Annotated in this window: 18 protein-coding genes; 13 read left to right on the top strand and 5 right to left on the bottom strand. The window is 54.1% G+C overall.

From position 1 onward, the window contains the following. The first annotated feature begins 15 nt into the window (after positions 1-15). The 11 genes from hisB to JG725_RS01475 all read left to right on the top strand — a co-directional run bounded on the left by hisB (position 16) and on the right by JG725_RS01475 (position 9,606). Positions 16-1,083, top strand: a complete 1,068-nt coding sequence (gene hisB, locus JG725_RS01525; RefSeq protein WP_199376247.1) for a bifunctional histidinol-phosphatase/imidazoleglycerol-phosphate dehydratase HisB — start codon at positions 16-18, stop codon at positions 1,081-1,083. Beyond that, the gene (hisH, locus tag JG725_RS01520; protein ID WP_172288094.1) at positions 1,083-1,673 is read left to right on the top strand and encodes an imidazole glycerol phosphate synthase subunit HisH; all 591 of its coding nucleotides are present in this window, start codon (positions 1,083-1,085) and stop codon (positions 1,671-1,673) included. The genes hisB and hisH overlap by 1 nt, the downstream gene beginning before the upstream one ends. 6 nt (positions 1,674-1,679) lie before the next feature. After that, a complete protein-coding gene (gene hisA / locus JG725_RS01515; RefSeq protein ID WP_199376245.1) occupies positions 1,680-2,417 on the top strand; it encodes a 1-(5-phosphoribosyl)-5-[(5-phosphoribosylamino)methylideneamino]imidazole-4-carboxamide isomerase in 738 nt (245 codons plus the stop codon). After that, complete coding sequence (hisF, locus tag JG725_RS01510; RefSeq protein WP_172288097.1) at positions 2,399-3,175, top strand: imidazole glycerol phosphate synthase subunit HisF; 777 nt, start codon at positions 2,399-2,401, stop codon at positions 3,173-3,175. Before hisA ends, hisF begins: the two co-directional genes overlap by 19 nt. 11 nt (positions 3,176-3,186) lie before the next feature. After that, on the top strand, positions 3,187-3,798 hold the full coding sequence (gene hisIE / locus JG725_RS01505; protein ID WP_172288798.1) for a bifunctional phosphoribosyl-AMP cyclohydrolase/phosphoribosyl-ATP diphosphatase HisIE: 612 nt from the start codon (positions 3,187-3,189) through the stop codon (positions 3,796-3,798). Between the two features lie 290 nt (positions 3,799-4,088). Next, positions 4,089-4,841 (top strand): IclR family transcriptional regulator, encoded by a 753-nt coding sequence (locus JG725_RS01500; protein ID WP_172288099.1) that lies wholly within the window; start codon positions 4,089-4,091, stop codon positions 4,839-4,841. A gap of 53 nt (positions 4,842-4,894) precedes the next feature. Beyond that, positions 4,895-6,529, top strand: a complete 1,635-nt coding sequence (locus JG725_RS01495; protein WP_172288101.1) for an OPT/YSL family transporter — start codon at positions 4,895-4,897, stop codon at positions 6,527-6,529. 60 nt (positions 6,530-6,589) lie between these two features. Next, positions 6,590-7,519 (top strand): DUF1177 domain-containing protein, encoded by a 930-nt coding sequence (locus JG725_RS01490; RefSeq protein ID WP_172288103.1) that lies wholly within the window; start codon positions 6,590-6,592, stop codon positions 7,517-7,519. An 11-nt stretch (positions 7,520-7,530) separates the two neighbouring features. Then, entirely contained in the window at positions 7,531-8,205 is a 675-nt protein-coding gene (locus tag JG725_RS01485; protein WP_233356286.1) for an AroM family protein, read from the top strand. 16 nt (positions 8,206-8,221) lie between these two features. Then, positions 8,222-8,917, top strand: a complete 696-nt coding sequence (gene pepE / locus JG725_RS01480) for a dipeptidase PepE (protein WP_199376241.1) — start codon at positions 8,222-8,224, stop codon at positions 8,915-8,917. Between the two features lie 35 nt (positions 8,918-8,952). After that, positions 8,953-9,606: an aspartate/glutamate racemase family protein gene (locus tag JG725_RS01475; protein ID WP_199376239.1), complete on the top strand. Its 654-nt coding sequence runs from the start codon at positions 8,953-8,955 to the stop codon at positions 9,604-9,606. A 117-nt stretch (positions 9,607-9,723) separates the two neighbouring features. Here the strand turns inward: JG725_RS01475 and ihfB are convergent, their stop codons facing one another. The 5 genes from ihfB to serC form a co-directional block, all read right to left on the bottom strand. Further along, complete coding sequence (gene ihfB / locus JG725_RS01470; RefSeq protein WP_255556128.1) at positions 9,724-10,074, bottom strand: integration host factor subunit beta; 351 nt, start codon at positions 10,072-10,074, stop codon at positions 9,724-9,726. Between the two features lie 23 nt (positions 10,075-10,097). Beyond that, positions 10,098-11,771: a 30S ribosomal protein S1 gene (gene rpsA, locus JG725_RS01465; RefSeq protein WP_172288800.1), complete on the bottom strand. Its 1,674-nt coding sequence runs from the start codon at positions 11,769-11,771 to the stop codon at positions 10,098-10,100. A 120-nt stretch (positions 11,772-11,891) separates the two neighbouring features. Next, the gene (gene cmk / locus JG725_RS01460) at positions 11,892-12,569 is read right to left on the bottom strand and encodes a (d)CMP kinase (RefSeq protein WP_172288111.1); all 678 of its coding nucleotides are present in this window, start codon (positions 12,567-12,569) and stop codon (positions 11,892-11,894) included. Between the two features lie 166 nt (positions 12,570-12,735). Further along, the gene (gene aroA / locus JG725_RS01455) at positions 12,736-14,025 is read right to left on the bottom strand and encodes a 3-phosphoshikimate 1-carboxyvinyltransferase (RefSeq protein ID WP_199376237.1); all 1,290 of its coding nucleotides are present in this window, start codon (positions 14,023-14,025) and stop codon (positions 12,736-12,738) included. A gap of 92 nt (positions 14,026-14,117) precedes the next feature. Further along, entirely contained in the window at positions 14,118-15,203 is a 1,086-nt protein-coding gene (serC, locus tag JG725_RS01450) for a 3-phosphoserine/phosphohydroxythreonine transaminase (protein WP_172288114.1), read from the bottom strand. Between the two features lie 248 nt (positions 15,204-15,451). Here serC and ycaO point away from each other — a divergent pair, with 248 nt between their 5' ends. Together ycaO and focA are read left to right on the top strand one after the other, a co-directional pair. Continuing rightward, positions 15,452-17,209 carry a 30S ribosomal protein S12 methylthiotransferase accessory factor YcaO gene (gene ycaO, locus JG725_RS01445; RefSeq protein WP_199376235.1) on the top strand — a complete coding sequence of 586 codons (1,758 nt, stop codon included), beginning with the start codon at positions 15,452-15,454 and terminating at the stop codon, positions 17,207-17,209. Between the two features lie 478 nt (positions 17,210-17,687). Next, positions 17,688-18,545 (top strand): formate transporter FocA, encoded by an 858-nt coding sequence (gene focA / locus JG725_RS01440; protein WP_172288118.1) that lies wholly within the window; start codon positions 17,688-17,690, stop codon positions 18,543-18,545. Positions 18,546-18,549 lie beyond the last annotated feature (4 nt).

Genomic DNA, 18,549 nt, shown 5'->3' with positions numbered 1-18,549 from the left:
TCTCAAGGAGCCAATGTGGGCCAGAAATATCTCTTTATCGACCGTGACGGAACATTGATTGCTGAGCCGCCCGAGGATTTTCAGGTTGACCGGTTGGATAAGCTGGCGTTTGAGCCGGAGGTTATTCCCTCTCTGCTGGCATTGCAAAAAGCCGGATTCAAGCTGGTGATGATCACCAATCAGGACGGACTCGGCACCGCCAGCTTCCCGCAGGAAACGTTCGATCCGCCGCATAATCTTATGATGCAAATCTTTACCTCGCAGGGGATCCGCTTTGAACAGGTGCTGATTTGTCCGCATTTGCCGTCGGACAACTGCGACTGCCGCAAACCCAAAACGGCGCTGGTGGAGGCCTTCCTACAAGGCAGCGTGATGGACAGCGCCAACAGCTATGTGATTGGCGACCGCGAAACCGACGTAACGCTGGCGCAAAACATGGGCATTACCGGCCTGCGTTATCAGCGTGAAGGCCTGAACTGGAGCGCCATCACCCACCAGCTCACCAAACGTAACCGCCACGCGCATGTCGAGCGAGTGACGCGCGAAACGGCCATTGACGTTAACGTCTGGCTGGATCAGGAAGGCGGCAGCAAGATCAACACCGGCGTCGGTTTTTTCGACCACATGCTGGATCAGATCGCCACTCACGGCGGTTTCCGCATGAAAGTGGAAGTGAAAGGCGATCTGTATATCGACGACCACCACACGGTGGAAGATACCGGTCTGGCGCTGGGCGAAGCGCTCAGTAAAGCGTTGGGCGATAAACGCGGTATCGGCCGCTTTGGCTTCGTCCTGCCGATGGATGAATGCCTGGCGCGCTGCGCGCTGGATATCTCCGGGCGACCGCATCTGGAATACAAGGCCGAATTCAGCTACCAGCGGGTGGGCGATCTGAGTACGGAAATGGTCGAACATTTCTTCCGCTCGCTCTCCTATGCCATGGGCGTCACGCTACACTTGAAAACCAAAGGGCGTAACGACCATCACCGCGTCGAAAGCCTGTTTAAAGTCTTTGGCCGGGCGCTGCGTCAGGCCATTCGGGTTGAGGGCGATACGCTGCCGAGTTCAAAAGGGGTGTTGTGATGAAGGTTGTCATTCTGGATACCGGCTGCGCCAACCTGTCCTCCGTTGACTATGCGGTGCGGCGTTTAGGCTATCAGCCGGTGGTCAGCCGGGAAGCCGATGTGGTGCTGCATGCCGACAAACTGTTTTTACCCGGCGTCGGTACGGCGCAGGCGGCCATGAACCAGTTGGCTGAACGCGATCTGATCGATCTGATCAAAGCCTGTACCCAGCCGGTGTTGGGCATTTGTCTCGGCATGCAGTTGCTGGGAACATCCAGCGACGAAAACGGCGGCATTGCCACGCTCGGCATTATTGATACGCCGGTCAAACGCATGACGGATCATGGTTTGCCGCTGCCCCACATGGGATGGAACCAGCTCGTTCCGCAGGCCGGGCACCGACTGTTCCGCGATATTGACGAAGACGCCTACTTCTACTTTGTCCACGGCTACGCCATGCCGGTCTGCCCGCATACCATTGCGCAGGCAAACTACGGCGAGCCTTTCACCGCCGCGGTGGAAAAAGATAATTTCTTTGGCGTGCAGTTTCACCCCGAGCGTTCCGGCGCGGCCGGCGCCCAACTGCTGAAAAACTTTCTGGAGATGTAAATCGTCATGATTATTCCCGCATTGGATCTGATCGACGGACAGGTCGTCCGGCTGCATCAGGGCGATTATGGACAGCAACGCCAGTACGGCAGCGATCCCCTGCCCCGGCTACAGGATTATCAGCGGCAAGGCGCGCAGGTGTTGCATCTGGTCGACCTGACCGGCGCCAAAGATCCTTCCGCCCGTCAAATTCCCCTGCTGAAGACGCTGCTGTCCGGCGTAAGCGTACCTGTCCAGGTCGGCGGCGGTATCCGCAGCGAGCACGATGTGGAAGCGCTGCTCAACGCCGGCGCCCGCCGCGTGGTGATTGGCTCCACCGCGGTAAAACAGCCGGCGCTGGTTCAACAATGGTTCACCCGCTATGGCGCACAAGCGCTGGTGCTGGCGTTGGATGTGCGCATTGACGCCAGCGGCGTCAAACAGGTGGCGATCAGCGGCTGGCAGGAGAATTCGGCCGCGACGCTGGAGCAAACCGTCGAACACTATCTGCCGTTTGGCCTGAAACACGTGCTGTGTACCGATATTTCACGCGACGGCACGCTCAGCGGCTCAAACGTCGAACTGTATCGTGAAATCTGCCAGCGCTATCCGCAGGTGGCCTTTCAGGCATCTGGTGGCATCGGTAACCTGGCGGATATTGCCAATTTGCGCGGTAGCGGTGTGCAGGGCGTGATCGTCGGACGTGCTCTGCTGGAAGGTAAATTTAACGTAGCGGAGGCCATTTCATGTTGGCAAAACGGATAATACCCTGTCTGGATGTTCGTGACGGGCAGGTGGTCAAAGGTGTACAGTTCCGCAACCATGAAATTATTGGTGATATTGTCCCACTGGCGCAGCGTTATGCACAGGAAGGGGCCGATGAACTGGTATTTTACGATATCACCGCCTCATCGGACGGCCGCGTCGTCGATAAGAGCTGGGTCTCCCGCGTGGCTGAAGTGATTGATATCCCTTTCTGCGTCGCCGGCGGCATCAAGAGCATAGAAGAAGCCGGGCAAATACTCTCTTTCGGCGCGGATAAGATCTCGATTAACTCACCGGCGCTGGCCGATCCGACGTTGATTACCCGCCTTGCCGATCGTTACGGCGTACAATGCATCGTGGTGGGTATTGATACCTGGCATGATGCGGCAACCGGCCGTTATCACGTTAATCAATACACCGGCGATGAAACGCGCACCAAAGTCACGACCTGGGAAACACTGGATTGGGTGGCGGAAGTACAAAAGCGCGGCGCGGGTGAAATCGTACTGAATATGATGAACCAGGACGGCGTGCGCAACGGCTATGATTTACATCAGCTCAAGCTGGTGCGTGAGGCGTGTCATGTTCCGCTGATTGCCTCCGGCGGCGCCGGCACCATGGAGCATTTCCTGGCCGCCTTTCAGGATGCTCAGGTTGACGGCGCGCTCGCGGCATCGGTATTTCATAAACAGATCATTAATATTGGTGAACTGAAACACTATCTTAAGCAACAAGGCGTGGAGATTCGGGTGTGTTAAGCGAACAGCGTATTTTAAACGACGAACAAAGAAACCAACTCGATTGGGAAAAAACCGACGGCCTGCTGCCGGTTATAGTGCAGCATGCGGTTTCCGGTGAAGTCCTGATGTTGGGCTATATGAATCAGGATGCGCTGAAAGCGACGGAAAGCAGTGGCAAAGTGACGTTTTTTTCCCGTACCAAACAGCGTTTGTGGACCAAGGGAGAATCTTCCGGCAACTTTCTCCACGTGGCGTCAATTACGCCGGATTGCGATAACGACACGCTGTTGGTTCTGGCGAATCCCATTGGACCGACCTGCCATCGGGGCAGCAGCAGTTGCTTCTCTCCCGCCGCCAGCGAGTGGCAATTCCTGTATGAACTGGAACGGTTGCTCGGCGAGCGTAAGAGCGCCGATCCGGCCAGCTCTTATACCGCCCGCTTATATGCCAGCGGCACCAAGCGCATTGCGCAGAAAGTGGGCGAAGAGGGTCTGGAAACCGCGTTGGCCGCCACCGTTCACGATCGGGAGGAGTTGACCAACGAAGCGGCGGACTTAATGTATCATCTGCTGGTGTTGCTACAGGATCAGGATTTGGATCTTGCCACTATCATTAACCGTTTACGCGAACGGCACCAATAATCATCGCTCGGGCATTCCAGTCAGCGGATGCCCGGTTTAACCTCGATCGACCGCTGATTACAGCCTGTTCGTCTCTTCTTCTGAGACTCTCACTGCACCATTTTCGTACAAATCGATAGCCAAAACGGTGCATTGCACCACGCCTTTGTGACCATGCCTCTACCTCTTATGCGGGCATGAAATCGGCATTCTCATTATTAATCAACTGATAATCATCGCGGCAATATCACTGGCACAAAATATGCTTAGTTCTATAAATAGGAACCAGGTTCCATTTTATGAGACTTTGTATGAGCATATTAAATACCACGGCGGCCATTCTGAACTTAATGAGTCAGCTAAAACGCGGTATTACCGCCGGCGATATCATTACCCATTTGCAGTTGCCCAAAAGCACCACCTCCAGAGTGCTGAAGCAACTTTGCGAAACCGGATTTCTAAGCAAGGATACCCATAGCGCCACCTATCACCCGGCATTAATGCTGCTGGAAGTGGCTTATCTGGCGCATCGCACCTCGTCGCTTACCGACGACATTGAAAAGGCGCTACGCGCTTTATGTCACGCTACCGGCCATACGGGTTATCTTTCGGTATTGGATGGGGCGGATATTCTGGTGTTGCGGGTGATCCCCGGACGCCATGCGTTGCAGGTCATGACCTATCCGGGAACCCGTTCCCCCTGCTGGGCGACATCGACCGGTCGTTCTCTGCTCTCACGCTTTACCCCTGAGCAGTTGCATTCCTATTTCGACGACACGCTATCACCCGAGAGCAAAACGCAGATCGCATTCGAACGGCTGGAGGAACAGCTCCAGACGGTCAGGGAACAACGCTGGTCTTCCGCTATCAACGAAGCCGTTTCCGGCACCGCTTCGATCAGTTGTTCGGTAAAAAATCCGCAAAGCGGCGAAGCCATCGCTTTTTGTCTGACATTCCCGGCCAGCATGGCGAATGAACAGGAAATACAGCATCTGGCAAGGCAGCTTGGCAACGCCGCCATGTCAATCGGCAAGAAATACGGCGATCCGTACTGGTTACGGTGAGTCCGTAAATTAAAAAAACAAGCATCTTCTTTTAACATCAGGAGTGGTATTACATGTCAGATCATTCATCCCTCCACCAGACGAATCATCCGGGGAAAGAGAAAAAACCGCATCACGCAAGCTTTAATCCGCTGACGTTGGTATTTCTGGTCATCCTGAGTCTGTTTGGCGCGGTTATCGGCATTCAGCTATTGACGACCCTGGGCGTCACGCCCAACACCTCAATTATCGGCGCATTGATCGCGATGATTATTGCCCGTGTTCCACTACAGCTGTTACGCCGCTTCCGCTCGATCCACGTGCAAAATCTGGCGCAGACGGCCATTTCCTCAGCTACCTTTGGCGCGGCCAACAGTCTGTTGCTGCCTATCAGCGTGTTATGGCTGTTTGGCCGGCCCGATCTGGTCGTACCGGTATTTATCGGCGTCTCTCTGGCCATGTTGCTGGACGCTTTTCTGCTTTACCGGATGTTCAATACTTCCGTGTTTCCGGCGACCGGGACATGGCCGCCGGGGGTAGCGGCCGCAGAGTCGATCAAGGCCGGCGATCGGGGGGGCAGCCAGGCGGCGATCCTCAGCGCCGGGGTGGCTATCGGCGCCATCGGTTCCTGGTTCAAGTTGCCGATGGCCGCATTGGGTACGGCGTTCATCGGCAATATCTGGGCGCTTACCATGTTTGGTATCGGTCTATTATTACGCGGCTACAGCCAGCCCATTTTGGGCATTGATATTAATAAAAATTACATTCCGCACGGCATGATGATCGGCGCCGGCCTCGTCGCGCTTGTTCAGGTGGTTATGCTAATCCGCGGTAAAAAAACCACCCAGACAGTGCTGTCGGCCGCAGCACTGAAAGCCGCCAATGACGACCGCCGGCATATTCTCAGCGCACTCCGCATGGGCGCCATCGGCTATATTGTGCTGGCGATGCTGATTGCGGCGGGCACCGGGCTTTATAGCGAAATGTCCATCGTCATGTTGCTGGCGTTTATTCTCTATGCCGCTTTTGCCGCTTTTATCCACGAATTGATTGTCGGACTGGCGGCCATGCACTCCGGCTGGTTCCCCGCATTTGCCGTCGCCTTGATCACCTTGATTATCGGTATGATGATCGGTTTTCCATTGCTGGCGTTGGCCGTACTGTGCGCCTTTTCCGTCGCCACCGGTCCCGCTTTTGCCGATATGGGTTATGACCTGAAGGCCGGGTTTATCTTGCGGGACAACGGCGCCGATCCCGCTTTTGAATTGGAAGGACGTCGCCAGCAGCTATTTGCCGCCATGATCGCCTTTATCATCGCCATCCCGGTGGTTTATTTCTCCTATCAAAGTTATTTCCAGAATAATTTGGTTCCTCCCGTCGCTAAAGTGTATGTCGCAACCATTCAGGCCGGCGTGTCGATGGATATCGCTAAATCCCTGATGATCTGGGCGGTGCCGGGCGCATTGATCCAATGGCTGGGCGGTTCAAAACGTCAACTGGGCGTTCTGCTGGCGACCGGTCTGCTGATCACCAATCCCTTGGCCGGCTGGGCGGTATTGCTGGGGATTACGCTACGCCTGCTGGTCATAAAAGTCGGCGGAGAAGAAATGCGTAACCGGATGGAAGTTTTTGCCGCCGGACTGATTGCCGGAGATGCCATCTTTAACTTCTTTAACTCGATTCTCGCCAGCAAGATCGGCGGAAAATAACGCTAATAAACTATTTTTGTACGCAACGAATGTCACATCATCTAACCATGAGAGAGTAAAATGAGCCTGTTACAAACCTTACACGTATTCGAAGCGCTTGATAGCGCCGCCGCCAGCGGAAAAACCGTGGTTGAGCTGCTGTCCGCCTATCCCGATGTCAATGTCAGCGTGACGGAATTCAAGGGCGATAAAGGAAAAACGGACTTTGTTAAAATCGTTATTCCCGGCAACGCCGGCAAACACGCCGGCGGCCAGGCTCCGACGCTGGGTATTGTTGGACGTTTAGGCGGCATTGGCGCCCGACCGGAGCGCATCGGGCTGGTTTCCGATGGCGATGGCGCCGTCGCCGCCATCGCCGCCGCGTTAAAGCTGGCGCATATGCAAACACAGGGAGACACGCTGCCGGGCGATGTGATTATCACCACCCATATCTGCCCGGATGCGCCAACCCGGCCGCACGAACCTGTGGACTTTATGGACTCTCCGGTCGATACCGAAGATATGAACGAACAGGAAGTCATGCCGGAAATGGATGCGGTGCTGTCTATTGATACCACAAAAGGCAACCGTATCATCAACCACAAGGGATTTGCCATTTCACCCACCGTGAAACAGGGTTACATTCTGCGCGTAGCCGATGATTTGCTGCGCATTATGGAAATGACCAGCGGCAAACTTCCGGTCACGTTCCCGATCACCACCCAGGATATCACCCCGTACGGCAATGGCGTGTTTCATCTGAACAGCATTCTGCAACCCTCCATTGCGACTTCAGCTCCGGTGGTCGGCGTGGCGATCACCGCTGAAAGCGCGGTGCCTGGCTGCGGAACCGGCGCCAGCCATGAGGTGGATATCGCCGCCGCCGCCAAATTCGTGGTCGAAGTGGCTAAAGAGTTTACCCGCAATACCTGCCGCTTCTTCGATCGGGACGAATACGATCGCCTGATTGAACTCTACGGTTCGCTGGCCCACTTGCAAAAACGCCAATAATGGAGATGTCGATGCCTCTGCTCGGTACATTGACCATCGGTCAGGCGCCTCGCGCCGATATTACTCCCATACTGGCGTCACACCTGCCGGCGGGAACGCGCTGCATTCATGCCGGGGTTCTGGACGGTTTGGATAAAACGGCCATTGAGCGGCAATTCGCCCCGCAGCCGGACGATGCGCTGTTAACCAGCCGTTTGCTGGACGGCAGCGCGGTTATTTTAGGCAAAGCGGCGGTACATCAAGCGATCCAACAAAAGCTGCGTTACCTCGAGCAACAGGGGTGTTCACTGATTCTCTTGCTGTGCACCGGCGAGTTTCATGGTCTTTCCTGCCAGCAGGCATGGCTGGTTGAACCCGACCAGGTGGTTCCTCCCGTTGCCGCCACGCTGATCGGCGAGCGTCAGGCCGGCATCCTCGTGCCGCTGGCGAAACAGATCGCCAGCGAAGGGCAAAAATGGGGCGATATGCGCCATCCGCCGGTTTATGCGACGGTTTCGCCTTACGACGGCAGCCGGGATGAGTTGATACAGGCAGCGCTCGCCTTAAAAGACCAGCAGGCAGAAGTCATCATTATGGATTGTATGGGTTATACCGAGTGGCACCGACAGCAGGTTCGTCAAGCGACCGGTTTGCCGGTGTTGCTTTCCAACGCGCTGATAGCCCGCCTGATCGCCGGGCTACTTTAACCACAAGGAATACCTTATGGAGCTATTACTGTTAAGCAACGGAACGCTGCCGGGGAAAAACTATCTGGAACATGCCCTGAACGCCATTCAGGCACGGGTGAAAACCCGGCGGAATGCATTGTTTATCCCTTTTGCCGGGGTGACGACGAGCTGGGATGATTATACGCAAAAAGTGCGACACGCATTATCGGCGATAGATATCACTATTACCCCGATTCACACCCAGACGAACCCGCAGCAGGCCGTACTCGATGCTGATACCATCATCGTCGGCGGCGGAAATACCTTTAACCTGCTGAAATGTTGTCGTGAGCGGGGATTGCTTAGCGCCATCCGCCAACGCGTCCTGGAGGGCGCGGCTTATATCGGCTGGAGCGCCGGCGCCAATCTGGCCTGTCCGACGATTTGCACCACCAACGATATGCCCATTGTCGATCCGCAAGGATTTGATGCGCTGAATCTGATCGACTTCCAGATCAACCCGCATTACACCAACAAACTTCCCGATGGGCATCAGGGGGAAACCCGGAACCAGAGGTTAGCCGAACTGTTGATGGCCCAGCCGGACATCACCATTATCGGCCTGCCTGAAGGGGATTGGTTGACCGTCGACGATCGGCAGGTCTGGCTGAACGGCCCCTACCCGGCAATACGGTTTACCGCGCGGCAACCGCCGCAGACGCTGGCTTGCGGCGAAATACGCCTGTCATAACCTCAGCGGTTGTTATCCATAAATAAGGAGCGCCCATGACACTCGGCATTATTCGCGTACTTACCACGCAAGATCAAACCCTGCTTGAAGAGCACGGTCGCCTGCTTGAGCAGGAGTATGGTTTATCATCCATCAGCCGTTGTATTTCCGAACAGGAACACGGCATTTTTGACCAGCGCAGTGAAGCCATCGCCGTCCCTAAAATCATTGCGCTCGGCCAGTCCTTTCAACAAGCAGGATGCCAGGCTATCTTTCTTAGCTGCGCCGCCGATCCCGGTCTTGAACAACTGCGCCAGGCGGTCACCATCCCGGTTATCAGCGCGGGCAGCGCCTGCGCCCGGATAGCCGCCAGTCTGAAATTACCCGTTGCGGTTATCGGGATTGGCGGCCAGGCGCCCGCGCCTTTCAGGCGGTTATTGGGGGAGACGGTTGCCTACGCGCGTCCGGATGGCGTAACGCAAACCACCGATTTGTTGACGCCGGAAGGAAAAGAAAGCGCATTCGCCTGCGCCCGACAGCTCTATGATAACGGCGCGAAGGCGATCGCATTTTCCTGCACCGGCTTATCGACTATCGCCCTGGCGTCGCGTATCAGGCAAGAAATAGGTTGCGTTGCCATCGATGCCGTTAGTGCCGCGGGTATGTTTGCCATTGAGTGGTTAGGTTCGCCGGCATCGTCCAGCCGCTAATACATAACCGTCGCCGTCAAGCTATCGCGCCATAAAAAATGGCACCTTTTCAGGTGCCATTCAGGAAATTCTCTTGCAAGCAAGACTACAGTCCATCAGCCGAAAATAGCGGCATGATTAACCGTAGATATTGGCGCGATCGCGCAATTCTTTACCCGGCTTGAAGTGAGGGACGTACTTGCCTTCCAGCTCAACTTTTTCACCCGTTTTCGGATTGCGACCAACGCGTGGTGCACGGTAGTGAAGTGAAAAACTGCCGAACCCACGGATCTCAATACGATCACCTTCGGCCAACGTTGTGGCCATCTGCTCGAGCATCTCTTTCACTGCATCCTCAACCACTTTGGCGGGGATATGAGATTGCTGTCCAGCAAGTCTTTCAATAAGTTCAGACTTGGTCATGGTTCCTCCAAGTACGTGATTACGTGAATAACCACGATAACTTACTACCGTTTCAAGAGTGAGCAACCAGGTTGCTCACTCCACCGTTATTACTCGCCTTTCGCTGCTTTGAAAGCTTCAGCCATAGCGCTGGAGAAGTTGCCGTCTTCCTGTTTGTTGTTAACAGTGGCGATAGCATCTTTCTCGTCTGCTTCGTCCTTGGCACGAACGGACAGGCTGACAACGCGGTTTTTACGATCAACACCGGTGTATTTCGCTTCAACGCTGTCGCCAACGTTTAATACCAACGTTGCATCTTCAATGCGGTCGCGAGACGCTTCAGAAGCACGCAGATAGCCTTCTACGCCGTCTGCTAATTCAACTGTAGCACCTTTGGCGTCAACTGCCGTAACTTTACCAGTAACAATCGCACCTTTCTTGTTTACAGACAGGTAGTTATTGAACGGGTCTTCAGCCAGTTGTTTCACGCCCAGGGAGATACGCTCACGCTCTGCGTCAACCTGCAATACAACAGCGGCGATTTCGTCGCCTTTCTTGTATTCGCGCACCGCTTCTTCGCCGGCCACGTTCCAGGAGATGTCGGACAGGTGAACCAGACCGTCGATGCCGCCATCCAGACCGATGAAGATACCGAAATCAGTAATGGACTTGATCTTGCCTTCAACGCGGTCGCCCTTGTTGTGGGTTTCAGCGAATTGCTGCCACGGATTGGCTTTGCATTGTTTCAGACCCAGGGAGATACGACGACGCTCTTCGTCGATATCCAGAACCATAACTTCCACGACATCGCCAACGTTGACAACTTTGGACGGATGGATGTTTTTGTTGGTCCAATCCATTTCGGATACGTGCACCAGGCCTTCAACGCCTTCTTCGATTTCAACGAAGCAGCCGTAGTCAGTCAGGTTGGTCACACGGCCGGTCAGACGCGTGCTTTCCGGGTAACGCTTAGCGATAGCAACCCAAGGATCTTCGCCCAGCTGTTTCAGGCCGAGGGACACGCGAGTACGTTCGCGGTCGAACTTCAGCACTTTAACGGTGATTTCGTCGCCCACATTAACGATTTCGCTTGGATGTTTAACACGTTTCCAAGCCATATCAGTGATATGCAGCAGGCCGTCAACGCCACCCAGATCAACGAACGCACCGTAGTCGGTAAGGTTCTTGACGATACCTTTGACTTCCATGCCTTCTTGCAGGTTTTCCAGCAGTTGATCGCGTTCAGCGCTGTTTTCAGATTCGATAACCGCACGGCGAGAAACAACAACGTTGTTGCGTTTCTGATCCAGCTTGATCACTTTGAACTCAAGCTCTTTGCCTTCCAGATGCAGCGTGTCGCGTACCGGACGAACGTCTACCAGAGAACCAGGCAGGAACGCACGAATGCCGTTCAGCTCAACGGTGAAACCGCCTTTAACTTTACCGTTGATAACACCGGTAACCGTCGCAGCTTCTTCGTAAGCTTTTTCCAGCATCAGCCATGCTTCATGACGTTTGGCTTTCTCACGAGACAGCAGCGTTTCACCGAAGCCATCTTCAACAGCGTCCAGCGCAACGTCGACTTCATCGCCAACCTGAATTTCCAGTTCGCCCTGGGCGTTTTTGAATTGCTCTACCGGAATGGCGGATTCAGATTTCAGACCGGCGTCAACCAGTACCACATCTTTATCAATAGCAACCACAACACCACGAACGATGGAGCCAGGACGGGTTTCGATTTCTTTCAGGGATTCTTCAAAGAGTTGAGCAAAAGATTCAGTCATGTTGATAATCTTAGGAGTCTTCAATTTAACGTCCATCTGGCTTCCTGCTCGATGGGGTTGTTTAACATGCCCCGCTGTGCATCCTTACAGCGAGGTAAAAATTCTTGGGTTTTCCGCGTGTTACGCTAAAATTTCGCGGGAATAAGCCAGCGCTCGCGCAATCACGTCGTCAATTGTCATAGCCGTTGAATCCAGCACCAATGCATCAGTCGCGGGCACCAATGGCGCAACGGCCCGATTACGATCGCGATCGTCGCGTTCTCTTATCTCGGACAAAAGACGTTCAAAGTTAACATTAAAGCCCTTCGCCTGCAACTGTAGCATGCGCCGCTGCGCCCGTTCCTCTGCGCTGGCATCCAGAAAGATCTTCACCGGCGCATCCGGAAACACCACGGTTCCCATATCGCGGCCGTCGGCAATCAGCCCCGGCGCTTCACGAAACGCACGCTGGCGGCGTAATAATGCCTCGCGGACCCGTGGGAACGCCGCCGTCTGAGACGCCGTATTGCCGACCGTTTCGGTGCGGATCTCATTACTGACGTCCTCACCTTCCAAAATCACCTTTAACTGCCCGTCCTCAGAGATAAAACGCACATCCAGATGTGAGGCCAAAGGCACCAGCGCCTCTTCCGAATGGATATCCACCTGATGGTGTAACGCCGCCAGCGCCAGAACACGATAAATCGCCCCTGAATCCAGCAAATTCCACTGTAAAGCTTCTGCCAGCGCCTTGCACAAAGTGCCCTTACCCGCGCCACTCGGTCCGTCAACCGTAATCACCGGTGCAGTCACCGTCATTTCTCTCTCCTTTACACTGGGAATACCGTTGCTGTCGTTTAAGACACTACGGTGCTTCATTATACGCATCAATGGCGAGAAAGGTTATATCGACGGGAAAAATAAGACGGCGCCCGATCTCGTCGGATCGGGCGCTGAGCAGGATTGGGGTTGAAAATCGCCCCTGTTACGCCAGTTCGCTTAAGCGCGCCAGTTGTTCAAAATAGTCCGGAAACGTTTTGGCGGTGCATTTCGGATCGAGAATGGTGACCGGCGTATCGGACAACGCGACCAGAGAAAAGCACATTGCCATCCGGTGATCGTTATAGGTTCCTATTTCAGCAAATTTCAGCCGGGCGGGCGGCGTGATGCGAATATAATCCTCGCCCTCTTCAACCTCCGCGCCCACTTTACGCAATTCCGTCGCCATTGCCGTCAAACGATCGGTTTCCTTTACCCGCCAGTTATAAATATTACGCAGCGTGGTCGTCCCGCCCCGGGCAAACAGCGCGGTGGTCGCAATGGTCATGGCGGCATCGGGAATGTGGTTCATATCCATATCAATGGCATGAAGTTCGCCGCGCCGGCATTCAATATAGTCATCACCCCAGCGGATGTCGGCGCCCATCTTCTCCAGCACATCGGCAAAGCGGATATCGCCCTGAACGCTTGCGCGCCCCACGCCGGTAACCCGCACCGTTCCCCCCCTGATGGCGCCCGCCGCCAGGAAATAAGACGCCGATGACGCATCGCCTTCGACCAGAAAATCGCCCGGCGCACGGTATTGCTGACGACCTGCGACAGAAAACCGCTGGTAATTATCGTTACGCACATCGATACCAAAGGTTTTCATCATATTCAGCGTGATATCGATATAGGGTTTGGAAACCAGATCGCCCCGGATGCGGATATGGGTATCCTGAGGAGCCAGCGGCGCGGCCATCAGCAGCGCGGTCAGAAATTGGCTGGATACGCTGCCGTCGACGCTGATTTCCCCACCCTGAAACCCGCCGCGCAAGCGCAAGGGAGGATAGTTTTCCTGCTCCAGATAATCCACTTTCGCGCCGCCCTGACGCAGGGCGTCAACCAGATGACCGATAGGGCGCTCTTTCATGCGCGGTTCGCCGGTCAGAATGATATCGCCGTCGCTCAGACACAGCGCCGCCGCCAACGGACGCATTGCGGTTCCCGCATTCCCCAAGAACAGCTCAAGCGGTTGCCCGGCTTTCAATGCGCCGCCCAGACCGGTGATTTCGCACTGGGTGCGGTTGGCGGAGAGTTGATAATTTACCCCCAACGCCTGTAACGCAGTCAGCATATGACGAACATCATCGCTATCCAGCAGATTCGTCAGCCGCGTTACCCCGTCAGACAGTGCCGCCAGTAGAAGCGCGCGATTGGATACGCTTTTTGAGCCGGGGAGGTTAATGGTGCCGTTAATCAATTTAACCGGCTGTAGGGTCAGGGATTCCTGCATGTGAAACTTATTCTCCAAACGTGAACACAGAAACCCCGGTCTCGCCGGGGTTTCTGAATCAATTACCCATAATCAGTTGGCGCCCGACGGCATTACCCGTGACGACGTTCAAAATCCGCCATGAATTCGGTCAGCGCCTTAACGCCCGCCAGCGGCATCGCGTTATAAATAGATGCCCGCATACCGCCTACCGCACGGTGTCCTTTCAGCGCATGAAGACCGGAAGCCTGGGCTTCTTCCAAAAAGACTTTGTCCAGGTCGGCATTGGCCAGCAGGAAAGGCACATTCATGCGGGAACGGTTGGCGACGGCAACGTCATTGCTATAGAAATTGCTGTTATCAATCGCGCTATAAAGCAGGTCCGCCTTGTCCTGGTTGCGTTTTTCCATTTCAACCAGACCGCCCTGCTCTTTCAGCCACTTAAAGACCATGCCGGAAAGATACCAGGCAAAAGTCGGCGGGGTGTTAAACATGGAGTCGTTATCGGCAAGGATCTGATAATCCAGGATCGATGGCAACTCACGACGCGCCTTGCCCAGCAAATCATCACGGACAATCACCAGCGTCAGCCCTGCGGGGCCAATGTTTTTCTGCGCGCCGGCATAAATAACGCCATAGCGGCTGACATCAATCGGGCGGGATAGAATGCTGGAAGAGAAGTCCGCCACCACGACTTTATCGCCAAAATCCGGGGTTTCTTCGATAGCCAGCCCGTCAATGGTTTCATTAGGACAATAATGAACATACGCGGCATCGTCAGACAGTACCCATTCGCTCATGGGTTTGGTGCTGCGCAGGCCATTCACGCGCGTTTTCACATCGATGACCGTCGGGGTGCAGTATTTTTCCGCCTCATTTACCGCACTGTGCGCCCAATAGCCGCCGTCAATATAGTCGGCCTGCGTTTTATCCCCTAACAGATTGAGCGGAACGGCCGCAAACTGCGCGCGGGCGCCACCGTGACAAAACAGCACTTTATAGTTGGAGGGGACTTTCAGCAAATCGCGCAAATCCTGTTCGGATTCGGCGGCGACCTGCATAAACTCTTTACTGCGGTGGCTGATTTCCATTACCGAAGTACCCAGGCCATGCCAGTTGCATAATTCCTGTTCAGCCCGACGTAACACTTCAACCGGCAGCATAGCTGGACCGGCGCTAAAATTAAAAACCTGAGTCATTTCCCCTCACCACATCTTAAAAATAGCGATTAATTTATCACAATGGTTCGAAACACACTGCTTTACCCTGATACCGGTTTTATCACTCGTCACCCGTGGCTGCAATGCTTATTGCGCTTTGTCGCGCAAAACAGCGTGGCTGACGGCGTGTCTCACTCCATGTTATCAATCTGTTATAGAATGAATAGAGTCGGCGGCCAAAAGCCCGTATCATGCACCTCTTATTCAAACCTGCAAAAGTGAAAACCATGACCCAAACGTTCATCCCAGGCAAAGACGCCGCCCTGGAAGACTCCATCGCCCGTTTTCAACAGCAACTCCTGGATCTGGGGTTCAACATCGAAGAAGCCTCGTGGCTGAATCCGGTGCCTAACGTCTGGTCAGTCCACATTCGCGATCGCGATTGTCCGCTCTGTTTCACTAACGGCAAAGGCGCCAGCAAGAAAGCCGCATTAGCTTCAGCGCTGGGCGAATACTTTGAACGTTTATCGACAAACTATTTCTTTGCGGATTTTTACCTCGGCAAAGCGATTGCGCAGAGTGATTTCGTGCATTATCCCAATGAAAAATGGTTCCCCCTCCCCGCGGATAATACGCTGCCGGACGGCATTCTGGATCCTCGCCTGCGTGAGTTTTACGATCCGGAAAACGAACTCGGCGCCAGCGATTTGATCGATCTGCAATCAGGTAACGCCGCTCGGGGGATCTGCGCGCTGCCGTTTATCCGCCAGTCTGATTTGCAGACGGTGTATATTCCGATGAACATCATCGGCAACCTGTATGTTTCCAACGGCATGTCCGCGGGCAATACCGCCAACGAGGCCCGCGTTCAAGGGCTGTCTGAAGTGTTCGAACGCAGCATCAAAAACCGCATCATTGCCGAATCAATCAGTCTGCCGGCCATTCCGCAGGCGGTATTAAACCGCTACCCCGGCGTGGTTGAAGCCATTGCCACGCTGGAAAAAGAAGGCTTCCCGATCTTCGCTTACGATGCCTCTCTCGGCGGTCAATACCCCGTTATCTGCGTTGTGCTGTTTAATCCGGCAAACGGAACCTGTTTCGCCTCATTTGGCGCGCACCCTGATTTCGGCGTGGCGCTGGAACGTACCGTAACCGAACTGCTGCAAGGCCGCGGGCTGAAGGATTTAGACGTTTTCACACCGCCGACCTTTGATGAAGAAGAGGTGGCGGAGCATGCCAATCTGGAAACCCACTTTATCGACTCCAGCGGTCTGATCTCCTGGGATATGTTCAAGCAGCAGGCGGATTACGCGTTTGTCGACTGGAGTTTCAGCGGCACGACGGAAGAAGAATTTGCGACGCTGATGGCGATCTTCCAGCGGGAAGATAAAGAAGTGTATATTGCCGACTATCAACACCTGTCCGTCTACGCCTGCCGGATTCTGGTTCCCGGCATGTCAGACATTTACCCGGCCGAAGACCTGCTGTTGGCGAATAACAGCATGGGCGCCCACCTGCGTGAAACGCTGCTGGCCCTGCCGGATAGCCAGTGGAAAAAGGAAGATTACCTTACTCTGCTGCAACAGCTGGATGACGAAGGCTTTGATGACTTCACCCGCGTACGCGAATTACTTGGTATCGCCACGGGTAAAGATAACGGCTGGTTTACTTTGCGCATCGGCGAACTGAAATCCATGCTGGCGCTGGCCGGCGGCGATCTGGATCAGGCATTAATCTGGGTAGAATGGACGCTGGATTTCAACGGCTCGGTCTTTACCGCCCAACGCAGCAATTACTACCGCTGTCTGCAAACGCTTTTGCTGCTGGCGCAGGAGCCGGAACGCGAACCCGCCGAATATTACGACGCCTTCGTCAGAATGTACGGACGTGAAACCGTGGACGCCGCCAGCGCGGCAATCGCCGGCGAACAGAGTTTCCACGGGTTGTTCTCCATCGACGATGGATTTACGGCCTTACCTGCGCATCGATCGCTGCTGGCGGCTTATGAGAAATTGCAACAGGCCAAGCGTCGATACTGGCCTTGAAATAGCTGACTGGGCGACGCCGGCGATGCCCCCTGTCGCCCGTCACGCCCGTCACGCCCGTCACGCCCGTCACGCCCGGGCGATGTTCTACTAAAAAAACCATGCGATAACCCTTAGTTTTAAGGGGTTATCGCTGTTTGATAATCAATATCGCCGGTTAATCCAATCCTTATCATTCCGCACATTGTTATTAAATGGTTAAATTTAAATTAAATTACATCAAAAATACCGCACCTAAATTATACAAAACGTTATATTTATTAACCCCAAAACGGGATGGAAATGCCGGTTAATTCAAATCTTTTTGCAAACTTTAAAATATTTTTTCCAAATAAAAATCAAATGGATACATGTAAAACGCCCCCTTTCATCCCCATGCAAGCCGGCGTTAGTTTTGAGCAATATGATCCACGTCAAATTTTGCTTTATACTGCTTTGTTAGTATCTCGACGCTGATAAATTTTAAGAGAGAGTTAGTGTGAAAGCTGACAACCCCTTTACTCTACTATTACCGGCCGCAATGGCGAAAGTAGCCGAAGATGCCGGTGTCTATAAAGCAACAAAGCAACCGTGGACCACGTTTTATTTAGCGATCACCGCAGGCGTTTTTATCTCGATCGCCTTTGTCTTTTATATTACGTCCACCACCGGCACCTCGACGATCCCGTTTGGCATCGCCAAGCTGATCGGCGGTATTTGTTTCTCGCTGGGGTTGATGCTGGTCGTGGTGTGCGGCGCGGATTTATTTACGTCCACCGTACTGACGGTTATCGCCAAAGCCAGTGGACGTATAACCTGGAAACAACTAGCCTGTAATTGGGTTAATGTCTATATCGGCAACTTGATCGGCGCGCTTTTCTTTGTCGCGCTGATTTGGTTTTCCGGCGAGCACATGGTCGCCAATGGCGCATGGGGGCTCAACGTTCTGCAAACCGCCGAGCACAAGCTTGAGCATACCTTTGTTGAAGCGCTGTGCCTGGGGATTCTGGCGAACTTGATGGTATGTCTGGCCGTATGGATGAGTTATTCCGGCCGTACCCTGACCGACAAGATGTTTGCGATGATTTTACCGGTCGCCATGTTTGTCGCCAGCGGATTTGAACACAGTATCGCCAACATGTTTATGGTTCCGATGGGGATCGTAATCAAAAATTTCGCGGAGCCGGAATTCTGGCACGCAATAGGAATGGCGCCTTCCCAGTTTGAACATTTGACCGTTAGCCATTTCATCAGCAGCAACCTGATTCCAGTCACGATAGGAAACATCATTGGTGGCGGCCTGCTGGTAGGTTTAACATACTGGGTAATTTATTTGCGCGGCGGAGACAAGCACTAGGGTG

Origin of the sequence: Brenneria sp. L3-3C-1, from assembly GCF_016456245.1 — a bacterium.
In the GTDB taxonomy this organism is placed as follows: domain Bacteria; phylum Pseudomonadota; class Gammaproteobacteria; order Enterobacterales; family Enterobacteriaceae; genus Brenneria.
Note: the sequence above shows the minus strand (reverse complement) of the source record. Positions and strands in the feature narration are given on the sequence as shown.

Bases quoted from the DNA above. Each gene is read 5' to 3' on its own strand.
- hisH (WP_172288094.1), top strand. From the start codon at position 1,083: ATGAAGGTTGTCATTCTGGATACCGGCTGCGCCAACCTGTCCTCCGTT.
- hisA (WP_199376245.1), top strand. From the start codon at position 1,680: ATGATTATTCCCGCATTGGATCTGATCGACGGACAGGTCGTCCGGCTG.
- hisF (WP_172288097.1), top strand. From the start codon at position 2,399: ATGTTGGCAAAACGGATAATACCCTGTCTGGATGTTCGTGACGGGCAG.
- JG725_RS01500 (WP_172288099.1), top strand. From the start codon at position 4,089: ATGAGCATATTAAATACCACGGCGGCCATTCTGAACTTAATGAGTCAG.
- JG725_RS01495 (WP_172288101.1), top strand. From the start codon at position 4,895: ATGTCAGATCATTCATCCCTCCACCAGACGAATCATCCGGGGAAAGAG.
- JG725_RS01490 (WP_172288103.1), top strand. From the start codon at position 6,590: ATGAGCCTGTTACAAACCTTACACGTATTCGAAGCGCTTGATAGCGCC.
- JG725_RS01485 (WP_233356286.1), top strand. From the start codon at position 7,531: ATGCCTCTGCTCGGTACATTGACCATCGGTCAGGCGCCTCGCGCCGAT.
- pepE (WP_199376241.1), top strand. From the start codon at position 8,222: ATGGAGCTATTACTGTTAAGCAACGGAACGCTGCCGGGGAAAAACTAT.
- JG725_RS01475 (WP_199376239.1), top strand. From the start codon at position 8,953: ATGACACTCGGCATTATTCGCGTACTTACCACGCAAGATCAAACCCTG.
- rpsA (WP_172288800.1), bottom strand. From the start codon at position 11,771: ATGACTGAATCTTTTGCTCAACTCTTTGAAGAATCCCTGAAAGAAATC.
- cmk (WP_172288111.1), bottom strand. From the start codon at position 12,569: ATGACGGTGACTGCACCGGTGATTACGGTTGACGGACCGAGTGGCGCG.
- aroA (WP_199376237.1), bottom strand. From the start codon at position 14,025: ATGCAGGAATCCCTGACCCTACAGCCGGTTAAATTGATTAACGGCACC.
- serC (WP_172288114.1), bottom strand. From the start codon at position 15,203: ATGACTCAGGTTTTTAATTTTAGCGCCGGTCCAGCTATGCTGCCGGTT.
- ycaO (WP_199376235.1), top strand. From the start codon at position 15,452: ATGACCCAAACGTTCATCCCAGGCAAAGACGCCGCCCTGGAAGACTCC.